Consider the following 16,110-nt stretch of genomic DNA (forward strand, 5'->3'; position numbering starts at 1 on the left):
ACCCGCGCCCATCGAAAGGAAAACGACATGACTGACTATCACCTGCTGATCGACGGACAGCTCGTCGCCGGCGACCAGACCATGCCGGTCGTGAACCCCGCGACCGAGGAGGTGCTGGCCCAGTGCCCCCGCGCCTCGGAAGCCCAGCTCAACGCGGCGGTGGCGGCGGCGAAGGCCGCGTTCCCCTCCTGGTCGCGCCGTCCGATCGCAGAGCGCCGGCAGATGCTGCTTGCGTGGGCCGACGGGCTCGAGCGCGAGGCCGACAGCCTCGCCCGGCTGCTCACGCAGGAGCAGGGCAAGCCGCTGTCCGAATCCACCGCCGAGATCGCCTATACGGTCTATTTCATCCGCCATCTCGCGCCCCTCGACCTGCCGGTGAAGGTGATCGAGGACAACGACACACGGCTGGTCGAACAGTACCGCCGCCCGCTGGGGGTGGTGGGCGCGATCATCCCGTGGAACTTCCCGATCCTGCTGATGGCGTTCAAGGCGCCGCTGGCGCTGCTCGCTGGCAACACGATGGTCATCAAGCCCGCGCCGACGACCCCGCTGACCACGCTCAGGGTCGGCGAGATCATGGCGAAGGTCTTTCCGGCCGGGGTGGTCAACATCATCACCGACCAGAACGACCTCGGGCCGCGGATGACCGCCCACCGCGACATCGCCAAGATCAGCTTCACCGGCTCGTCCGAGACGGGCAAGAAGGTCATGGCCAGCGCCGCCGAGACGATCAAGCGGATCACGCTCGAGCTGGGCGGCAACGACGCGGCCATCGTCCTGCCGGGCGCCGACCCCGACACGGTGGCGCCGGGGATCTTCGGCTCGGCGTTCATGAACGCCGGGCAGGTGTGCCTCGCCGTCAAGCGCGTCTATGTCCACGACACGCTCTATGACGCGGTGGTCGAGCGGCTGGCGCGACTGGCCGACGAGGCGGTGGTGGACGACGGGCTCAAGCAGGGCACGACCGTCGGCCCGATCCAGAACCGCGCCCAGTTCGACAAGGTGCGCGCGATCCTCGACCAGGCGCGGCGCGACGGGCGCGTGGTGGCGGGCGGCACCGCCGAGGACCGGCCGGGCTACTTCATCCGCCCGACCATCGTGGCCGACATCGACGACGACGCCGAGCTGGTCGCGCAGGAGCAGTTCGGCCCGGTCCTGCCGGTGCTGCGCTTCTCGGACCCCGAGGATGCGCTCGCCCGCGCCAACGGCACGCCCTGGGGCCTCGGCGGATCGGTCTGGGGCGGCGACCGCGAGCTTGCGCGCGACATCGCGCTGCGGATGGACGCGGGGCAGGTGTGGATCAACAAGCACCTCGACTTCGGGCCGAACATTCCCTTCGGTGGGTCGAAGCAATCCGGCATCGGGGTCGAGTTCGCCGAGGAGGGGCTGGCCGAGTTCACCCAGCTGCATGTGGTCAACGAAGCCCGCTGAGCGGCAATCAACGGCAGGGCCGCGCGATCCTTCGGTCGCGCGGCCCGCCCCAAGGACAGAGGAGAGGAGAACCGGTGTCGATCTATCGCGAGACGCCCCGCAACGGCGAAAGCCGCGTCAAGGGCCCCACCGACGTGGACCTGCTGGAGGAGACGATCCCCGAGCTGCTGGCCCGGGCCGCGGCCCGGCATGGCCAGCGCGAGGCGCTGGTCTTCCCCGAGCACGAGGTCCGGCTGACCTATGCCGAGTTCGCCGCCGCCGTGGACCGGCTGGCGACCGGGCTTCTGGATCTCGGCATCGCGCGCGGCGACCGGGTGGGGATCTGGGCCCCGAACCGGCCCGAATGGGTGCTGACCCAGTTCGCCACCGCCCGGATCGGCGCGATCCTCGTCAACGTGAACCCCGCCTATCGCGCGGGTGAGCTGGAATACGCGCTGCGGCGCGTGGGCATCCGCTGCCTGATCCTCGCCGACCGGTTCAAGTCCTCGAACTACGTCAACATGATCCAGCACGTCGCGCCCGAGCTGATGTTCTGCGCCCCCGGCGCGCTGATGACGCCGAACCTGCCCGACCTGCGGATCGTGGTGCGGATGGGGGACAGCCGCTCGACGGCGGGGATGCTGAACTTCGCCGCGCTGGCCGCGACGCCGGCCGACCCGGACCGGCTGGACGCGGTGACGCGGACGCTGCGGGCGGACGACCCGATCAACATCCAGTTCACCTCGGGGACCACCGGCCTGCCCAAGGGGGCGACGCTCAGCCACCGCAACATCGTGAACAACGGCCACCTCGTGACCGCCGCCATCCGCCTGACGGCCGAGGACCGGCTGTGCATCCCCGTGCCGCTCTATCACTGCTTCGGCATGGTGATGGGGGTGCTGGGCTGCGTCAGCAAGGGCGCGGCGATGGTGTTCCCGGGCGAGGCGTTCGACCCCGACCTCGTGCTCAACGTCGTGGCCGACGAGCGCTGCACCGGGCTTTACGGGGTGCCGACGATGTTCTCGGCGATGCTCGATTCGCAGAACTTCCTGGCCCATGACCTGTCGAGCCTGCGCACCGGGATCATGGCGGGCGCCCCCTGTCCCATCGAGGTGATGAAGCGCGTCGTCGACCAGATGCACATGCGCGAGGTGACCATCGCCTACGGCATGACCGAGACGAGCCCGGTGTCGTTCCAGTCCCACACCGACGACCCGCTGGAAAAGCGCGTCTCGACCGTCGGCCGCATCCACCCGCATCTCGAGGTCAAGCTGGTGGACGAGGCCGGCCACACCGTCGCGGTGGGCGAGAAGGGCGAGCTCTGCACCCGCGGCTATTCGGTGATGAAGGGCTACTGGGGCGAGCCGGACAAGACCGCCGATGCCGTCGATGCCGACGGCTGGATGCACACCGGCGACCTCGCCACACTGGACGACGAGGGCTATTGCAACATCGTCGGACGGGTCAAGGACATGCTGATCCGCGGCGGCGAGAACATCTATCCGCGCGAGGTCGAGGAGTATCTCTTCCAGCATCCGGCCGTGCTGCTCGTGCAGGTGTTCGGCGTGCCCGACCCGAAATACGGCGAGGAGGTGTGCGCCTGGATCGTCCCCAAGCCCGGCGCCCAGACGTCCGAGGACGAGATCCGCTGCTTCGCGCGCGAGCGGATGGCGCACTACAAGGTGCCGCGCCACATCCGCTTCAAGGGCGAGCTGCCGATGACGGTGACCGGCAAGGCGCAGAAGTTCGTGATGCGGCAGGCGATGATCGACGAGCTGGGACTGGCCGCGGGGTAGGGGGCGGCGCCGCGGCCGGGGTCAGGCCCGGTCCGCGGTGGGCGTGCCCACGTCGTCGGGGCCGTGCGACAGCGACTTGACGATCGCCGTCAGCGCCGCGCCGGGCGCCACGCCCAGCTGCGCGGCCGAGCGGCGGGTGATGCGCGACAGGATCGGGCCGGCGGCGGTGTCCAGCCGCACCAGCACCGCCGGGCCGTCCGCGCGCAGGCTCTCGACCGTGCCGGGCAGGATGTTGAGGGCCGAGAGCCCCTCGGGCCGGCCGCGGGCCAGCATCACGTCGGCCGCGGCGATCCTGAGCCGCAGCCGGGCGCCCGGCGCGGCGGCGAGCGTCGGCAGGAACAGGGGCAGCCCGCCCGCGTCCAGCTCGGTGATCCCGTCGTCGTGCTGGGCCACGACCCGCGCCGCGATCAGCGCCCCCGCCCCGCGCCCCGGCCCGGCCACGGCGGGGTCCGACAGCACCTCGGCCGCCGGCCCCACGGCGGTCACCCGGCCCGCGTCGAGCCGCACCACGGTGGTGGCGATCCGCGCCACCTCGGCGGGGGCGTGGCTCACGTAGAGCATCGGCACCGCCAGCTCGTCGCGCAGCCGCTCGAGATAGGGCAGGATTTCGGCCTTGCGGTCCTCGTCCAGCGCCGACAGCGGCTCGTCGGCGAGGATCAGCCGCGGCTCGGACATCAGCGCCCGGCCGATGGCCACCCGCTGCCGCTCACCCCCCGAGAGCGTCGCGGGCGCGCGGTCGAGCAGCGGGCCGATCCCCAGCATCCCGACGATGGCGCCCTCGTCGGCGCGCGGGCCTTTGGGCGCGAACCAGCGGCCATAGCGCAGGTTCTGGCGCACGGTCAGGTGCGGAAACAGCCGCCCGTCCTGAAAGACGATCCCCAGCCGGCGGCGATGCGGGGGCACGAACACCCCGTGCGCGGTGTCGGTCAGCGCCGCGCCGTCCACCACAATGCGCCCCGCCTGCGGGCGCAGCAGGCCGGCGACCGCGTTCAGCACCGTGGACTTGCCCGACCCCGACGGCCCGTAGAGCGCCGTCACCCCCGCCGGGGCGGTGAAGCCGAGGTCCAGCGCGAAGCCGCCGAACTCGTGGCGCAGGGCGATCTCGATCATCGCCCGGCCTCAAGCCCCGTCATCCGCCGCGCGACGCGGCGCGCGAGCCACTCGCTGGCGACCAGCGCCCCCATGGCGACCGCGACCGAGACGATGACCAGCCGCGCGGCGGACGCCTCGCCCCCCGGCACCTGCAGGAAGCTGTAGATCGCCGAGGGCAGCGTCTGGGTCTGGCCGGGGATGTTCGAGACGAAGGTGATCGTCGCCCCGAACTCGCCCATCGCCTTGGCGAAGCCGAGGATCGCGCCCGCGATCACGCCGGGCAGGATCAGCGGCAGGGTCACCGTCAGCCACACCCACGGCCGCGCCGCCCCGAGCGAGCCCGCCGCCTGTTCCAGCCGCGGGTCCACCGCCTCGATCGACAGCCGCATGGCGCGGACCATCAGCGGAAACGCCATGATCGCCGCGGCGAGCGCCGCGCCGGTCCAGCGGAAGGCGAAGACGATCCCGAACCACTGGTCGAGGTGGCTGCCGATCCACCCCCGCCGCCCGAAGGTCAGAAGCAGCAGGTAGCCCGTCACCACCGGCGGCAGCACCAGCGGCAGGTGCACGAGGCCGTTGAGCAGCCCGTGCCCCGGAAACCGCCAGCGCGCGAGCGCGTGGGCGGCCAGCAGCGCCAGCGGCAGGCTCGTCAGCACCGCGACGACCGAGACGCGCAGCGACAGCCGCAGCGCGTCCCATTCGGCGGGGCCGAGCCAGTCCGTCACCGCGCGCCGCCTCAGTCCGGAAGCGTGAAGCCCTGCGCGGCGAAGACCTTGCGCGCCGCCTCGCCCGACAGCGCCTCATAGAAGGCGCGGTCGGCGGGGTCGGCGGCGGTCTTGAGCAGCGCGGCGGGGTAGGTGATGGGCGTGTGGGTCCCGGCCGGGAAGGTGCCGACGACATGGACCGCGGGATCCGCGGCGGCGTCGGTGGCGTAGACGATGCCGTAGGGCGCCTCGCCGGTCGAGACGAGCGCCAGCGCGGCGCGGACGTTGTCGGCCTGCGCGACCGAGCCCTCGACCTTGTCCCACAGCTTGAGGCTGGTCAGCGCCTCCTTGCCGTATTGCCCTGCGGGGACGGAATCGACCAGCGCCATGGCCAGCTTGCCGCCGTTGAGCAGCGCCGGCAGGTCGGTCGCGTCGCTCAGCTCGACCTTCGCCGCCGCCGGGTCATGGGCGACCAGCACCAGCGTGTTGCCCAGCAGGTCGGCGCGGGTGCCGTCCGCGACCTCGCCCGCCGTCTCGACCGCGTCCATCCACTGGGTCGAGGCCGAGATGAAGATATCCGCCGGCGCCCCCTCGATGATCTGCTTGGCGAGCGTGTTCGAGCCGGCATAGCTGACCGTGACCGTGTTCCCCGTGGCGGCCTGGAACTCGGCCGCGATCGGGTCGAGCGCGGTCTTCATCGAGGCGGCGGCGAAGACCACGACCTCCGCGGCGGCGGCGGGCAATGCCAGCGCCACGCCGAGCGGCAGCGCGAGAAGCAGGGAGCGGCGGGTCATCGGGAGCCTCCGGTGGTTATGTCTGGGAGAACATAACCGACGGCGGGAACGGGGCAACCGTTATTTTCGTGGGGATATAGCGGCGCCCCCCTCACCGCGTGAGAACCGTCACCGCCCCCATGCCCTGCGTCCGGGCCCGGTGGCCGACCGTCAGGATGCCGCCGATCTCGGCGGGGTCGAGGCCGCGGCGCTCTCCGTCTTCGGTCGCGGCGCCGTCGTTGCCGGTGATGCCGCCGACCAGCACGAGGTTGCGGATGTGGGAATACTCCGCGTCCGGGGCAAACGCCGCCGCGCGGGCGATGGCATAGGCGGCGGGGTCGCGCTGCAGCGCCGCCACCAGCGAGATGTTCGAGCGCACGTCCAGATCGCGCGGCGCGGTGCGCTGCGCCCGCTCGAGCAGCGCCCGCGCCGGGGCGAGCTGGTTCAGCCCGGTCAGCGCCCCGGCCTTGAGCAGCATCCCCCGCACGTCCTGGTCGCCCGCCTGGTTGGCGGTCCGCAGGGCGCCCGCGAAATCCCCGACGGCGAGCTGGCCGCGCCCGTAGCCCAGCAGCAGGTTGCGGTCGCCGGGCGCGACGATGAGCGCCTCGCGATAGGCGCCCATCGACTCGGGCCACATCCCCTGGTCGGCGTAGAGATCGCCCAGCCGGGTCAGCGCGGCGGTGTCGGTGGGGTTGGTCCGCAGGGTGCCGCGCAGCTCGACCACGCGCTCGACCGCGGTGGTCTGGCGGGTCTCGGCCACGCCGAAGGCCGGGTCGGTGCAGGCGCCGGTCAGGCCGGCCAGCGCGACGACGAGCGACAGGCGCAGGGGCGAAACGGAAAGGGCAGGGCGGGAACTCTGATGTGTCACGGGCGGTCCAGGGCGGCGGGTCGGAACGATGCGGGCGTGGTCGAGGAATGGACCGGCGCGCGCCCGCGCGGCAAGCGGATCATGCGGCTAGCGGGAATAGGGGTCCACCGGCGGCAGCCACGCGGTGGCGGGCGAGGCTGCCGTCGCGCCGCCTCCACCCCCCGCCGCACTCGCCCAGGGGGTGCGGCCCGCGCGGTAGAGATAGGCGTCGGCGGCCGCGCCCACCGGCCCTGCCACCGGCCGCCCCGGGGTGCGGGGCTGAATCAGGTCGGCGGGGTTGGCGACCTGCCTCGCGAACACCACGTCGCGCTGGCAGGCCGAGGGGGTGCCGGAATAGCTCGACGGCCGGTCGGCGCGGCACGAGGTGGCGGCCAGCCGCCCGCCCTCGTCATAGGTATAGGCGGGCTCGGCCGCGTGGCGGATCACGTCGCTGTCGGGGATCATCGGCTCGGCACAGCCGCCCAGACAGATCAGCGCGACGGAGGCGGCAAGGGCAAGGGGACGGGTCATCGGGTGATGAATCCTACGCTCGACTGGGGCGCGGCGCGGCGCGGGCGTTGGGCCACGGCGTCGGTCGCCTCGGCCAGATAGGGGGTGATGAAGATCATCAGCTCGCGCTCGCGCCGGGTGCGCTGGTTGCGGCCCAGCACCTGGCTGATGCCCGGCACGCCGGCGCCGGACTGGGCGGAGTACTGCTCGTAGAGGCCGGCGATGGCGAAGGTCTGGCCGCTGGCGACCTCGACCGTGGTGTCGGCGCGGCGGACCGAGACGCCGGGCACGCGGAAGCCCGCAACCGCCGAGGTGTTCGATTCGTCCACGAAGCTGACCTCGGGCGCGACATGGATGGCGATGCGGTTGCCGGGCAGGATCGTCGGGGTGAAGTCGATCGCCACGCCGTATTCCTTGAACTCGGCCGCGATCACCCCGTCGCCCTGGTTGACCGGATAGGCGAACTCGCCCCCGGCGCGGAAGCTCGCGGTCTGGCCGGTGACGGTGGTCAGCGTCGGCTCGGACAGGATCTGGACCACGCCGCGCTGTTCCAGCGCCTCGAGGAGCGTGTCGAAGGTCAGCCCCCCGGCCCGCATCCGCGCGCCCACCGCGGGGGTGTTGTAGTCGGCCCCGCCGAGAAACCCGGTCGGATCGGCCAGCCCGCTGATCCGCAGCGGCCCGGCGCCGGTGCTGTCGAGCGCCGAGAGGTCGAGCCCGACCCGGCGCAGGTCGTTGCGCGACGCCTCGACGAAGCGCACCCTGAGCGAGACCTGGTTCGGCCCGGCATAGGTGGTGCGGTCCTGGACCAGCAGCCCCTGGTCGTCCAGCACCCGCTGGGCGCCGCTGACCGACTGGGCGTCGGTGATGTCCATCGCCGTCCCCGACAGGATCGCGCCGTCGTCCGTCTCGGTCAGGCTGATGCTCCGGCCGAGCGCGCGGCCCGCGCCCCCCGTGCCGCGGCGGACCTTGATGGCGAACTGGCGGATCGTCCGGGCATCCGCGTCGCGGACGATGATCGTCGTGCTGCCGGGCGAGACGGCGGTGACGAAGATCGACCGGGGCGAGGTCGCCTGCGCGTCCGCGATCCCCGGATCGGCCACGAGCACGCTCGAGGCGCCGTCGGGCATGGTCAGGTCGCGCCCCTCGCCCACGGACATGGTCAGCGCGGCCTGGGCCAGCGCGGCGGGGGCGGCGGCGGCCGACAGCCACAGCGCGGTCAGCAGGAAGGTCAGCAGGCGGGTCATTTCAGCGACAGCATGGCGAGCGGTTGAACCTTGTAATGGGGGGCGACCTCCTTGTGCGACAGCACGGGCAGGTCCATGTCGTTGTTGGCCAGAAACCGGCGCAGGAAGCGGCGCACGTCCATCGCCGACAAGAACACCGGCGTCTGCGCGTGGGCCGAGAGATCGCCGACCGCGGATTTCAGCACCTCGAGCAGCCGCCGCGACTGCTGCGCCTCGAGCGCGAGATAGACGCCCGAGGGCGCCTGCCGGATCGCGGCGCGGATCGCCTCTTCGATGTCGACCTCGACCACGTAGGCGGGGATCATCCGCTCGCCGTCGGCGTATTTGTGGCTGATCTGGCGGGCGAGCGCGGCGCGGACGTATTCCGACAGAAGCTCGGCGTCCTTCTCGCGCGGGGCCCATTCGACGATGGTTTCCAGCAGCACCCGCAGGTTGCGGATCGGGATTTCCTCTTCGACCAGCCGGCGCATGACAGCGGCGATCTTCTGCACCGGCAGCGCCTTCTGCGCCTCGGCCACGAGGCTGTCATAGCGGCTTTCCATCGCCCCGAGCAGCGCGCCGACCTCTTGCACGCCCAGGAACTCGGACGCGTGGCGGGGCAGGCGGGCGGTGGCGAGGGCGGCGAGCGCCTGTTCCGGCGTCTCGAACCGCAGGCCCGCGCGGCGCAGCGCGGGCGCGGTTGCGGGGGCGAGCCACCAGCTGTGCCGCTCGGCCGCCGACAGCGGCGCCTCGGTCAGCGACAGGCCGAGGATGCGGGCGGCGTCGGGCTGGTCGGTCAGGCGCAGCATCGCGGGCGGGATCGCGCCCTCGGCCACGGGCACGCTCTCCACCCTGAGCTGCCAGCGGTCGCCGGGCAGGTCGGGGTCGGTCCCCAGTTGCAGCCGCGGGAAGGGCACGCCCAGCTCGTCGAAGAGCCGCGTCCGCGCCGCCAGCGCCGCGCGGTCGAAGTCGGCCCGGTTCAGCCCCTCGGCCACGGCGCTGCCCACGGTCAGCTGGATCGGCGGCATCGGCACCATCATCAGGTCGGTGCGCCCCACCGCGGTCGGCGTGTCGGGACCGAGCGGGTCGTGGCTGTCGGCGGCGAGCCGCGCCCGGCGGCCGAGCATCACCCCCAGCCCGCCGATCAGCACCGCGAGCGCGAGGAACGTCACCGTCGGGAAGCCGGGGATCAGGGCAAAGCCCACCAGCACGATCCCCGCCACCTGCAAGGCCCGCGGGCTGGCGCCGACCTGCACCGCGATGTCGCGCCCCAGATCGGCCGAGTCGGCGTTGGTGATCCGGGTGATCACCACGCCCGAGGCGATGGCCATCATCAGCGCCGGGATCTGGCTCACCATCCCGTCGCCCACGGTCAGCACGGAATAGAGGTGCATCGCCTCGCCGAAGGCCATGCCCTTCTGGCCCACACCGACGCCGAGCCCGCCGAGGATGTTGACCGCGATGATGATCAGCCCGGCGATGGCGTCGCCCTTGACGAACTTCATCGCCCCGTCCATCGAGCCGTAGAACTCGCTCTCCATCTGCAGCGCCTCGCGCCGCCGGCGGGCCTCGGCCATGTCGATCTCGCCCGCGCGCATGTCGCTTTCGATCGACATCTGCCGCCCCGGCAACGCGTCGAGCGAGAACCGCGCCGAAACCTCGGCCACCCGCTCGGACCCCTTGGTGATGACGATGAACTGGACGATGGTGATGATCAGGAACACCACGATCCCGACGACGAGGCTGCCGCCGAGGACGAACTTGCCGAACGTCTCGACGATGCGGCCGGCGTCGGCCTGCAGCAGGATCATCCGGGTGGTCGAGATGCCGATGGCCAGACGGAAGAGCGTGGCGAAGAGCAGGATCGCCGGCAGGGTCGAGAAGCTCGCGGGCCGCGTCAGGTAGACCGAGACGATCAGGATCAGCACCGACAGCGCCATGTTGGTGCCGATCATCACGTCCAGAAGCCACGTCGGCAGCGGCAGGATGATCATGAACAGGATCAGGATCAGCAGCACGATCAGCGCCAGATCCTGACGCGCCGCGACCCGGCGCAGCAGGGTGGATGCGGCCTGCACGGGCGTCGTCATGCCACCACCCCCTCGGCCAGCGCGATGGCGCGGTCGAGCGCGGCGCGCGCCGCCTCGGGGCGGTTCTGGCGGTAGAGCGCGCGGGCGTCGAGGTAGTGCCGCGCCGCGACCTGCGCCGGGGTGGGCACGGCGGAGAGCGGGGCGGTGAGCGGGGCGGGGCGGTCGTCGGCCTCGGCCTCGGCCTCAGGGGCGGGGGCGGCGGCGGGGGCGTCGTCGAAGCGGCGCAGGACGGCCAGCGCCTGCTCGGGGTCGCCCGCCTCGATCAGCGATTCCGCGACCAGCAGCACGGTCTGCGGGCGCAGGTCGCCCATCGTCATCGCCGCGAGCCCCAGCACCATCGCCCGCGCGGGCGCGGCGTGGCGCAGGTAGATCAGCGCCAGCGCCGACAGGTGGACGCCATGCGCCTGCGCCCCCTCGGTCCCCGGCGGGGTCGAGAGCTCGGCAAGGTCCGGGTCGGGCAGGGCAAGGGCGTTCACTGTCGGCCGAGATCCAGCATTCGCCCCAGCTTGAAGCGTTCGTCCTCGATCACCGCGCCGACCAGCCGGCCGAGGCCGGGCACCGCGCGGTCGGCCAGCGGCGCGTGCGCCAGCGCGCTGTCGAGCGCCGCCATCAGCTCGAGCGGCGGGGGCAGTTCGCTGCGGCCGAGCGCCGCCTGCATCAGCGCCGCCGCCCCCGGCGCGGTGTCGGGGCGCAGCCGGGCGCGGCCGGGCGCCTCGCCGGCGGCGTCGGCGTGAGGGGCGGCGTGGGGGCCGCCGCGCCGCGTGGGGTCGAGCGCCGGCGCCCCGGCGGGGCGGGCCGGACCGGGGGCGGCGGGCAGCCCGGCGGGGCGGGGGCTCTGCGGAATGCGGCTGTCCATCAGAAGCGCACGACCGTTTCGGCATCGCCCCGGGTCAGGGTGATGCGGCCGCGGGCGATGCCGGCGATGGTCCAGCCGTCCGGGGTGACGTCCCCGATCCGCAGCGTCTGGCCGGATTTCGTCGTGAGTTCCGGCCGCCGCCCGAGCCAGATCGAGGCGACCGCCAGCGCCGGCGCCGCCGCCGTGTCGCCGATCGCCACCACCAGCGGCAGGCTGCGGCCGTGATCGCTTTCGAAGCGCCGTCGCTGCTCGGTCCAGGCCGGGTGCTGGCCGGGGGGCAGGGTGCCGCTGACGCGCATCACCCCGTCCGCGGCCTCGACCGACAGCCCGGTCAGCCCGGCGCTGCGCAGCCGGGCGCGCAGCGCCTCGGCGGCCTCGGCCTGGCAGGCGTCGGTGCAGGGCTGCATCTGCGGCGAGGTGGCGACCAGCGCCGGGGGCGGGGTGGGGGCAGGGGCGGCCAGCGCCACCGCCTCGGGCGGAAAGGCCGAGGCGCGCGCGGCGAGGTCCGGCCGCAGCCCGCTGTCGGGGGGCAGTTGCAGGCCGATCAGCAGCCCGCCGACCAGCGCCGAGGCCGCCACCAGCGCGGCGCTGCGCAGGCCGAGCCGGGGGCCGTTCGCGGGGGCGCAGCGGGCGATGTTGACCAGCGTCTCGTCGTTCAGCCGCACCATCGCCGGCAGCGCCACGATCCGCGCCGCGCCGGGGTCGAGCGGCAAATCCTGCCCGGTCCGCCCCCCGCAGCGCGCGCCGGGCGCGTGGGCGAGAAGCCGCGCCCGGTTCTCCTCGAGCGTCACGCCCAGCAGGCCGGGGCCGACGCCCGACAGGATGACGCCGTCGCCCTCGGCCCCACCCACGGTCGAGCGGCCGCGCCCGAGCGGCGCGGTCGCGCCCGCGTTCGGGCCGGTGAGCACGGTCAGCAGGAATGTCGCCGTGTCGGGTCGTGCCATCGTGATACTCCTCGACGCCGGGCAGCCGGGGCCGGCTCCGACGTGACACGTGCGGGACTGGTCAACAGGACTGGGGCAGCGGGACCGGGAAAGCTTCGGGGGGAAACCGGCGCGGGGCAGGAACCGCCCCGCGCCGTCCGGGATCAGCCGTGGATCTTGTCCCAGGCCTTCTTCTGCGCGTCCAGCGCGGCCATCGCGCCGTTGAACAGCTTGGACTGGGTGTTCATCGCCGACTGGAAGGCCAGCATCTGGGCGTTCTCAGCCTTGGTGTCGGACAGCATCTTGCCGAGGTCAGCAGCGTTCATGTCGTAGTGCTCCGGTCAGAGGGGGTTGTGGTGGTCTTCGTTGATGGATGCCCACAGCTTCGGCAGTGCATCGATGCCAGCATCGTATGCCTGGGCGAGAAGGGAGAGCCGGGCATATTCGTCAGTGCTCACCCCACGGCCCAGTTCCTGGACCACACGCCCCTTGCCCACCGAAAGCCGTTCGGTGAGGCGGCGCAGCTCGGTCCCGTCGGGGTCGTTGCTCAGCCGCCTGTCGAGTTCGACGATTTCGACATTCCTGTCGGACATCCGCTTCTCCGCATCCATGCAGACGAATGCCTGCGCCGTGTTCGATGGCGGGAACCTCGCCGCGAATTGTGACGGCGAAGTGAACGATCGGGACGATTTTCAGCAGTCGGCGTGAAGGCCGCGCGGGCTCGGCGGGAATCTGCCGAAGGGGCCCGGGGGGCGGCGGAAAGGCGCGCAGCGGGCGGGGCGGCCGGGGGGCGTCATAACTCTGTTAACCTTTCCGGGAAGGGTGCCCGGCGCTGGCGATCCCCAACCGCTTTCAGGATGACACACGATGACCATGAACCTGTCTGACCCGGCGCAGATCTTCGCCGTCAAGACCAAGGAATATTCGATCATGTTCGGCGGCCAGCCGAGCTTCCTCTCGCCCGCGCGCACGGGTCTGGGTCTGGGCCACGCCCAGGGCGGGCCGCTGGCGGACCTCTTCAAGGGCCTGTCGCAGGCGTTCCAGGGCCTCGCCGACCTGATCGGCGGCCTGAAAGGCGCGACCGGCGGCGGCCGCGGCGCGCCCGCGTCCTTCGGCACCACTCCGCTGCTGCCGACCGGCAGCACCGGGGCCACCGACGGCGCCGGGATGAAGCCCATCGCCGGCACCGCGCGGATCTGGGGCGACCCCCATTTCATCGGCGCCGACGGCGGCCAGTTCGACGTGCAGGGCCAGGCCGGCAAGACCTACAACCTGCTGTCGGACCGCGGCTTCCAGATGAACGGCCGCTTCGATGCCTGGGGCAGCGGCGGCGCGACCGTGGTGGGCGAGGTCGGCATCACCGCCGGCACCAACTACATCAACGTCGAGAAGACCGGGAAGGCCGTGGTCAACGGCCACGTCCTGAAGGACGGTGAGCGCGTCGCCCTGCGCGGCGGCGGCTATGCCGAGAAGAACGGGTCCGAGGTCACCGTGAAGTCGGGCGAGTGGGAGGTGAACTTCCAGACCCAGCGCGACCATATCAACATGGACATCAAGACCCAGAACGCGGTCGCCGACGGCGTCCGGCCGCACGGGCTGATCGGCCAGACCTTCGACGGCGACGGCAAGGCGCGCAACGGCGACAAGGGCGCGGGCGTCCAGGGCGGCGGCGCGATCGAGGACGTCCACGGCCACATCGCCCGCGCGGGCGACACCTCGGCGGTCAAGTCCTACGAGGTCGCGGCGCTCTGGGACACCAACTTCCAGCACCACAACCGCGACAGCGGGCAGGCGAGCGTCGTGCTGGACGCCACCTCGAACGCGCTGGCGACGCTGGCGATGACCGGCTTCTCAGCCCTGTTCTCGAGCCTCTTCGGCGCCTCGGGCAGCTATGGCTGGGGCAGCCAGTCGTAGTGGACCTGACCCCGCCCCGCGGCCAGACCGCAGCGTTCGAAAGGCCCCGCCACGGCGGGGCCTTTTTCATGCCTCAGCGCAGGTGCGGCGAGACCGCCGCGATCTGCGCGTCGGTGCTGATCCAGTCGCCGATGGCGAGGCGGGCGAGCAGCGCCACCGCCTCGGCATCCTCGCGCGCGGTCAGATCGGCGCGGTTGCGGGCGGCGCGGGCCACCGCCTCGGGGCCGCGGGCGCGGAACACGAGCCGCGGGGCGGGCGTCTCGCCCTCGACATAGCGCAGGCCGACGATCTCGCGCGTGCCGGCGCGGATCAGCACCGTCGCCTCGGCGAGGCCCACGGGCCGCTCGATCGCCTCGCGCCGGTCGGCGCGCAGCTGGCCCTTGAGCTGGGGGTCGCCCTCCTGGTCCTTCCACTCGCGCTTCATCTCGGTGACCGACATCCGCTGCTCGCGCAGGAACTCGGCCCGCTGCACGAGATAGTCGAGCAGCCCGGCCACCACGAGAAACGCCGTCAGCCCCACCAGCAGCGGCACGATCATCCGCTGGGTGATTCGGGCGGCGCAGTCGATCCCGCAGGGCGGCGCCGGCAGCAGCGCGCCGATCTGGCCGCCCAGCAGCACCGCCAGCAGCGCGCCCACCGCGAGAATGCGGACGACGTGCATCAAGAGCCGCATCCACGCGCTGCGGCCGAACATCTTCTTGGCGCCCTTGGCCGGGCTCAGCTTGCCGAAGTCCGGCGTCAGCGCCTGGGCCGAGAACACCGGCCCGCCCGAGATCGCCATCCCCATCAGCACCGTCAGCGCGATGACGAGGACCAGCACCGGCGCCACCAGCCCCACCGCCAGGTCGAGCGCCATCCGCGCCTTCAGCGCCAGCTCCTGCGGGAACGCCAGCCCCGCCGGCGTCTCGAGCGCGAAGAGCGCCCGCAGGTCGCGCCAGATCGCCGCGCGCCGGGCAAAGAGGTAAAGCAGCACCGCCAGCGTGGTGAGCGAGGCGAGCGTCTCTCTCGACGTGACGACCTGACCCTTCTCGCGCGCCTTCTTCAGCTTGCGCTGGGTCGGGGGCAGGGTCTTTTCCTCGCTGCTGTCGCCGCTCATGGCCCCCCCTTACCGCGTGGTGCCGAGCAGAAAGGCCCTGAGCGCCTCGGGCGACAGCGCCGGGTGCCCGGTCAGGTCGAGCGCATAGCCCGCCAGCAGCGTGGCCGAGACGGCCAGCAGGACCGCGTGGACCCCCTGCTTGACCGACATCGACAGGAACATGGCGTTGAGCTGCGGCAGGTATTTGGTGGCGATGACGATCCCCAGCTCGACCAGCAGCAGCGGCACGACCAGCGGCAGCGCCAGCAACAGCCCGCTGCGCAGCAGCGTGTCGAGCAGCCCCAGCGCCAGAGCCCCGGTCGCCGGATCGACGGGCGGCAGCGGGTCGAAGAGCGGCACCACCCGGTAGCTCTCGAAGAGCGGGCCGAACAGCGCCGGCGCCAGCGCCCCGGACGCCGCCAGCAGCAGCAGGCAGACAAGCAGCAACAGCGTCCCCGTGACCGACGATTCGCCCCCCGAGCCGGGGTCGATCAGCTGCGCCATCGAGGCGCCGCGCTGCATGTCGATGATGTCGCCCGCCGCCATCGCCGCCCAGAACGGGATACCGGTCAGCAGCCCGAGGATCGCGCCCACGACGAACTCGCGCGCCACCAGCCCGGGCAGGCGGGCGGGCGCGGTCAGCGTCGGGTCGGCGGCGAGCTGCGCGAGCGCCGCCGGAAACAGCGGCATGATCATCGCCACCATCACCGCCCCGCGCAGGTAGCCGGTGTTGAGGTGGAACCGCCCGAAGAGCGGCATGAGATAGACGAACCCCAGCGGCCGCGCGGCGCAAAGGACGAGCAGCACCAGCGGCTGCCCCAGCCGCCCCGGCTGCAACAGCAGGGCGAGGTGCGCCGGATCGGGCGGGCTCACGGGCTCCATCCCCCTGCTGCGGCC

17 protein-coding genes are annotated in these 16,110 nt (G+C 72.5%); 3 read left to right on the forward strand and 14 right to left on the reverse strand.

Translation table 11 applies throughout. The features are described from left to right. Positions 1-27 precede the first annotated feature (27 nt). Positions 28-1,431 (forward strand): aldehyde dehydrogenase family protein, encoded by a 1,404-nt coding sequence (locus BLW17_RS13325; RefSeq protein ID WP_036735235.1) that lies wholly within the window; start codon positions 28-30, stop codon positions 1,429-1,431. A 74-nt stretch (positions 1,432-1,505) separates the two neighbouring features. Then, positions 1,506-3,206, forward strand: coding sequence for an AMP-binding protein (locus BLW17_RS13330; protein ID WP_036735233.1), 1,701 nt, complete (start codon positions 1,506-1,508; stop codon positions 3,204-3,206). Positions 3,207-3,227: 21 nt separating this feature from the next. Here the strand turns inward: BLW17_RS13330 and modC are convergent, their stop codons facing one another. The 12 genes from modC to BLW17_RS13385 all read right to left on the reverse strand — a co-directional run bounded on the left by modC (position 3,228) and on the right by BLW17_RS13385 (position 12,835). Continuing rightward, positions 3,228-4,316 carry a molybdenum ABC transporter ATP-binding protein gene (gene modC / locus BLW17_RS13335; RefSeq protein ID WP_036735230.1) on the reverse strand — a complete coding sequence of 363 codons (1,089 nt, stop codon included), beginning with the start codon at positions 4,314-4,316 and terminating at the stop codon, positions 3,228-3,230. Further along, the gene (gene modB / locus BLW17_RS13340; protein WP_036735227.1) at positions 4,313-5,023 is read right to left on the reverse strand and encodes a molybdate ABC transporter permease subunit; all 711 of its coding nucleotides are present in this window, start codon (positions 5,021-5,023) and stop codon (positions 4,313-4,315) included. The genes modC and modB overlap by 4 nt, the downstream gene beginning before the upstream one ends. Positions 5,024-5,034: 11 nt before the next feature. Then, positions 5,035-5,796 carry a molybdate ABC transporter substrate-binding protein gene (gene modA / locus BLW17_RS13345; RefSeq protein WP_036735225.1) on the reverse strand — a complete coding sequence of 254 codons (762 nt, stop codon included), beginning with the start codon at positions 5,794-5,796 and terminating at the stop codon, positions 5,035-5,037. A 91-nt stretch (positions 5,797-5,887) separates the two neighbouring features. Continuing rightward, complete coding sequence (locus BLW17_RS13350) at positions 5,888-6,643, reverse strand: tetratricopeptide repeat protein (protein WP_036735224.1); 756 nt, start codon at positions 6,641-6,643, stop codon at positions 5,888-5,890. An 87-nt stretch (positions 6,644-6,730) separates the two neighbouring features. Then, positions 6,731-7,153 carry a hypothetical protein gene (locus BLW17_RS13355; RefSeq protein ID WP_036735222.1) on the reverse strand — a complete coding sequence of 141 codons (423 nt, stop codon included), beginning with the start codon at positions 7,151-7,153 and terminating at the stop codon, positions 6,731-6,733. Continuing rightward, complete coding sequence (locus BLW17_RS13360; protein WP_036703203.1) at positions 7,150-8,376, reverse strand: type II and III secretion system protein family protein; 1,227 nt, start codon at positions 8,374-8,376, stop codon at positions 7,150-7,152. Before BLW17_RS13360 ends, BLW17_RS13355 begins: the two co-directional genes overlap by 4 nt. After that, positions 8,373-10,445: a type III secretion system export apparatus subunit SctV gene (gene sctV, locus BLW17_RS13365; protein WP_036735220.1), complete on the reverse strand. Its 2,073-nt coding sequence runs from the start codon at positions 10,443-10,445 to the stop codon at positions 8,373-8,375. Before sctV ends, BLW17_RS13360 begins: the two co-directional genes overlap by 4 nt. Beyond that, positions 10,442-10,921: a hypothetical protein gene (locus BLW17_RS18165; RefSeq protein ID WP_074826824.1), complete on the reverse strand. Its 480-nt coding sequence runs from the start codon at positions 10,919-10,921 to the stop codon at positions 10,442-10,444. Before BLW17_RS18165 ends, sctV begins: the two co-directional genes overlap by 4 nt. Next, a complete protein-coding gene (locus BLW17_RS18170) occupies positions 10,918-11,301 on the reverse strand; it encodes a hypothetical protein (RefSeq protein WP_074826826.1) in 384 nt (127 codons plus the stop codon). The genes BLW17_RS18165 and BLW17_RS18170 overlap by 4 nt, the downstream gene beginning before the upstream one ends. Beyond that, complete coding sequence (locus BLW17_RS13380; RefSeq protein ID WP_074826828.1) at positions 11,301-12,245, reverse strand: SctD/MshK family protein; 945 nt, start codon at positions 12,243-12,245, stop codon at positions 11,301-11,303. The genes BLW17_RS18170 and BLW17_RS13380 overlap by 1 nt, the downstream gene beginning before the upstream one ends. 143 nt (positions 12,246-12,388) lie before the next feature. Continuing rightward, entirely contained in the window at positions 12,389-12,550 is a 162-nt protein-coding gene (locus BLW17_RS18175; RefSeq protein ID WP_156114476.1) for a hypothetical protein, read from the reverse strand. A 15-nt stretch (positions 12,551-12,565) separates the two neighbouring features. Next, positions 12,566-12,835 (reverse strand): EscE/YscE/SsaE family type III secretion system needle protein co-chaperone, encoded by a 270-nt coding sequence (locus BLW17_RS13385; RefSeq protein ID WP_036705272.1) that lies wholly within the window; start codon positions 12,833-12,835, stop codon positions 12,566-12,568. A 256-nt stretch (positions 12,836-13,091) separates the two neighbouring features. Between BLW17_RS13385 and BLW17_RS13390 the strand changes: the two genes are divergently transcribed. Next, positions 13,092-14,138 (forward strand): hypothetical protein, encoded by a 1,047-nt coding sequence (locus BLW17_RS13390; protein ID WP_036736736.1) that lies wholly within the window; start codon positions 13,092-13,094, stop codon positions 14,136-14,138. Positions 14,139-14,211: 73 nt separating this feature from the next. Here the strand turns inward: BLW17_RS13390 and BLW17_RS13395 are convergent, their stop codons facing one another. Together BLW17_RS13395 and BLW17_RS13400 are read right to left on the reverse strand one after the other, a co-directional pair. Continuing rightward, complete coding sequence (locus tag BLW17_RS13395; RefSeq protein WP_036736739.1) at positions 14,212-15,234, reverse strand: EscU/YscU/HrcU family type III secretion system export apparatus switch protein; 1,023 nt, start codon at positions 15,232-15,234, stop codon at positions 14,212-14,214. Positions 15,235-15,243: 9 nt separating this feature from the next. Continuing rightward, on the reverse strand, positions 15,244-16,086 hold the full coding sequence (locus BLW17_RS13400; RefSeq protein WP_170835612.1) for an EscT/YscT/HrcT family type III secretion system export apparatus protein: 843 nt from the start codon (positions 16,084-16,086) through the stop codon (positions 15,244-15,246). Between the last annotated feature and the right edge of the window lie 24 nt (positions 16,087-16,110).

It is taken from the genome of Paracoccus sanguinis (genome assembly GCF_900106665.1).
GTDB classification, from domain to species: Bacteria; Pseudomonadota; Alphaproteobacteria; order Rhodobacterales; family Rhodobacteraceae; genus Paracoccus; species Paracoccus panacisoli.

Bases quoted from the DNA above. Each gene is read 5' to 3' on its own strand.
- sctV (WP_036735220.1), bottom strand. From the start codon at position 10,445: ATGACGACGCCCGTGCAGGCCGCATCCACCCTGCTGCGCCGGGTCGCG.
- BLW17_RS13385 (WP_036705272.1), bottom strand. From the start codon at position 12,835: ATGGATGCGGAGAAGCGGATGTCCGACAGGAATGTCGAAATCGTCGAA.
- modC (WP_036735230.1), bottom strand. From the start codon at position 4,316: ATGATCGAGATCGCCCTGCGCCACGAGTTCGGCGGCTTCGCGCTGGAC.
- BLW17_RS13355 (WP_036735222.1), bottom strand. From the start codon at position 7,153: ATGACCCGTCCCCTTGCCCTTGCCGCCTCCGTCGCGCTGATCTGTCTG.
- BLW17_RS18175 (WP_156114476.1), bottom strand. From the start codon at position 12,550: ATGAACGCTGCTGACCTCGGCAAGATGCTGTCCGACACCAAGGCTGAG.
- BLW17_RS18170 (WP_074826826.1), bottom strand. From the start codon at position 11,301: ATGGACAGCCGCATTCCGCAGAGCCCCCGCCCCGCCGGGCTGCCCGCC.
- BLW17_RS13380 (WP_074826828.1), bottom strand. From the start codon at position 12,245: ATGGCACGACCCGACACGGCGACATTCCTGCTGACCGTGCTCACCGGC.
- modA (WP_036735225.1), bottom strand. From the start codon at position 5,796: ATGACCCGCCGCTCCCTGCTTCTCGCGCTGCCGCTCGGCGTGGCGCTG.
- BLW17_RS13360 (WP_036703203.1), bottom strand. From the start codon at position 8,376: ATGACCCGCCTGCTGACCTTCCTGCTGACCGCGCTGTGGCTGTCGGCC.
- BLW17_RS13395 (WP_036736739.1), bottom strand. From the start codon at position 15,234: ATGAGCGGCGACAGCAGCGAGGAAAAGACCCTGCCCCCGACCCAGCGC.
- BLW17_RS13390 (WP_036736736.1), top strand. From the start codon at position 13,092: ATGACCATGAACCTGTCTGACCCGGCGCAGATCTTCGCCGTCAAGACC.
- BLW17_RS13325 (WP_036735235.1), top strand. From the start codon at position 28: ATGACTGACTATCACCTGCTGATCGACGGACAGCTCGTCGCCGGCGAC.